Raw genomic sequence first — 2,377 nt, forward strand, 5'->3', positions numbered from 1 at the left:
CGGCAGCGACCGCTGCGGCCCGAGGATTTCCAGCGTTGGCTCGCACTCTTCACCGCCACGGTGGAGGAAAATTATTCCGGCCCACAGGCTGATCGCGCCAGGCGGCTCGCCACCACCATAGCCGCCAATATGCAAAACAACCTCGACTGACCCCGCAGCCTGGGACTCACAGTTCCGCACCGGGCTTGCACTTCTTCATTTCGGTGTTATAGTTACATATAACACTATACCGACGAGATGAGAGATATGCTGAGATACTTACAGCACGGGCGCCTCCTGGTCAGGCCCGACGGTATCCTGCCGGTAGCGGCGATTTTCCTGCTGGGAGCGCTGCTGCTGGCGCTGCCGCGCCTGGCCCTGGCCGCGGATGAGACCGGGGTACAGCGGGTGGACGGCCTGGACGTGGAGGAAGTCGTGGTGCACGGCAGCACCGAGGTCGAGATCAGCCAGGGTGATACCACGGTGCTGCTCCTGAGAGGCCGCGACAGCGAGCTGGAACCGGCGCCTTTTCATGTGCGGGGACGCTCGCTGGTACTGGGTCTTCCCGCTGGCAGTCCCGCCACCGCAGTAACCGGGGTGCAATACAAGTTGACCCTGCCAACCTTGGCCGGGCTGCAACTGCGCGGTTCCGGCGACGTGTTTGTGCGCCCTTTCACCACGCCGGCGTTGACCGTGGTGATTGATGGCAGCGGCGATGTGTATTTGTACGACCTGGAAACAGACAGCGCGCGTTTCGACATGCGTGGCAGTGGAGATATCCAGGCCGCCAGGGTCCGGGCCGGATCGGTCCGCCTGACCCTGACCGGTTCCGGTGACATCGCGCTGGGATCAGTGGAGACCGACAGCATGTACGCAGCCCTCAATGGCTCGGGTGATGTCAGTAGTGGCGAGGGCAGTCGCGGCGCGGCCACCGAAATCAACATCATCGGCTCCGGAGAAGTGAATTTCGCCGGCCTTGACGGCGACCATGCGGGAATCAATATCGTTGGCTCGGGCACCGCCAGGGTGGGCGTCTTTCGCAGCATCGACGCGGCCATTATGGGTAGCGGGGATATCTACTACCAGGGAGACCCCGAGATCGAGCAAGCCCTGTTCGGGTCTGGTCGGATACTGCGGAAATAGCCGGCGTGGAATGGAGTGACAAACAGCCCATTTACCGGCAGTTGCGCGATCTGGTCGTGGAGCGAATCATGGATGGCAGCTTCGCCGAGGGTGAGGCCGTGCCCTCGGTCAGGCAGGTGGCAACCGACTACCAGATCAACCATCTCACGGTTGGCAAGGCCTACCAGGAGCTGGTTGATAGCGGCCTGCTGGAGAAGCGGCGGGGCTTGGGCATGTATGTGACGGTCGGCGCGCGGGAGAACCTGACCGCGGATGAGCGGAGCCGTTTTTACGCAGAGGAGGTGCCGGCCTTTGCCGAGCGCGTGCGGGCGCTGGGGCTGGATATACAGGATGTGGCGGCGGCGCTGCTGCAACAGGGGGAGGAATCATGACTACGACAGTCGTCGCAGCCCGCGGGCTGCAACGCAGATTCGGCGAGCAGGTGGCAGTGGCGGGGGTGGACCTGCAGCTGGAGTCGGGCTCGGTGCTGGGGCTGATCGGTCCCAACGGTGCGGGCAAGACCACGCTGTTGCGGTCCCTGTTGGGATTGACCCGGTGTGAGGGTGAGCTGTCGGTGCTGGGGATGGACCCGCGCCGGGAGCAGGCGAAGCTCATGGAACAGGTCTGTTTCATCGCCGACACAGCGGTCCTGCCGCGCTGGATGACCGTGGCGCAGTTGCTGGACTATGTGGCGGGGACCCATCCGCGCTTTGATCGCGCCCACGCCGAGAAACTGCTGGCGGCGACGGAAGTGCGCTGCCAGCGACGGATTGCCGAGCTCTCCAAGGGCATGACGGTGCAGCTGCACCTGGCGCTGGTGATGGCGATTGACGCCCGCCTGCTGATTCTGGACGAGCCCACGCTCGGCCTCGATATCCTGTTTCGCAAGCAGTTTTTTGAGCAACTGCTCAATGACTATTTTGATGAGGAGCGCACGATTGTGATCTCGACGCACCAGGTGGAGGAGGTGGAAAACATCCTCACCCACGCCATGTTCATGAATCGCGGCAGGGCGATTCTCTGCGACTCCATGCTGGCGCTGGAGCAGGAATATGTCGAACTGCGCGCGGTGGGTCCCGCGGTCGCCCGGGCGGAGGGCATTCCCCACATCGGCCAGCGCCCGCTGCTGGGGGGCAAGGCGCTGATCTACCAGGGTATTGAGCGCGATTCCCTGGCCCCCCTGGGAGAGCTGCGGACGCCGTCTCTGGCCGACCTGTTCGTGGCCAAGGTAGGGGAGGACAACAGCCATGTCTGACAAGGTGCCGTCGCGCTGGTT

3 protein-coding genes are annotated in these 2,377 nt (G+C 63.6%); all 3 read left to right on the forward strand.

Going from position 1 to position 2,377, the window contains the following annotated elements; translation table 11 throughout:
- Positions 1-246 precede the first annotated feature (246 nt).
- The 3 genes from RJQ10_RS08010 to RJQ10_RS08020 are packed head-to-tail and all read left to right on the forward strand — an operon-like array spanning position 247 to position 2,356.
- Entirely contained in the window at positions 247-1,122 is an 876-nt protein-coding gene (locus RJQ10_RS08010; protein WP_350145394.1) for a GIN domain-containing protein, read from the forward strand.
- A gap of 5 nt (positions 1,123-1,127) precedes the next feature.
- The gene (locus tag RJQ10_RS08015) at positions 1,128-1,493 is read left to right on the forward strand and encodes a GntR family transcriptional regulator (RefSeq protein WP_350145396.1); all 366 of its coding nucleotides are present in this window, start codon (positions 1,128-1,130) and stop codon (positions 1,491-1,493) included.
- Positions 1,490-2,356 carry an ABC transporter ATP-binding protein gene (locus tag RJQ10_RS08020; protein ID WP_350145398.1) on the forward strand — a complete coding sequence of 289 codons (867 nt, stop codon included), beginning with the start codon at positions 1,490-1,492 and terminating at the stop codon, positions 2,354-2,356. The genes RJQ10_RS08015 and RJQ10_RS08020 overlap by 4 nt, the downstream gene beginning before the upstream one ends.
- The last annotated feature ends 21 nt before the right edge of the window (positions 2,357-2,377 follow it).

The sequence above is a fragment of the Haliea sp. genome, assembly GCF_040222615.1.
Taxonomy (GTDB): domain Bacteria; phylum Pseudomonadota; class Gammaproteobacteria; order Pseudomonadales; family Halieaceae; genus Haliea.

Bases quoted from the DNA above. Each gene is read 5' to 3' on its own strand.
- RJQ10_RS08010 (WP_350145394.1), top strand. From the start codon at position 247: ATGCTGAGATACTTACAGCACGGGCGCCTCCTGGTCAGGCCCGACGGT.
- RJQ10_RS08020 (WP_350145398.1), top strand. From the start codon at position 1,490: ATGACTACGACAGTCGTCGCAGCCCGCGGGCTGCAACGCAGATTCGGC.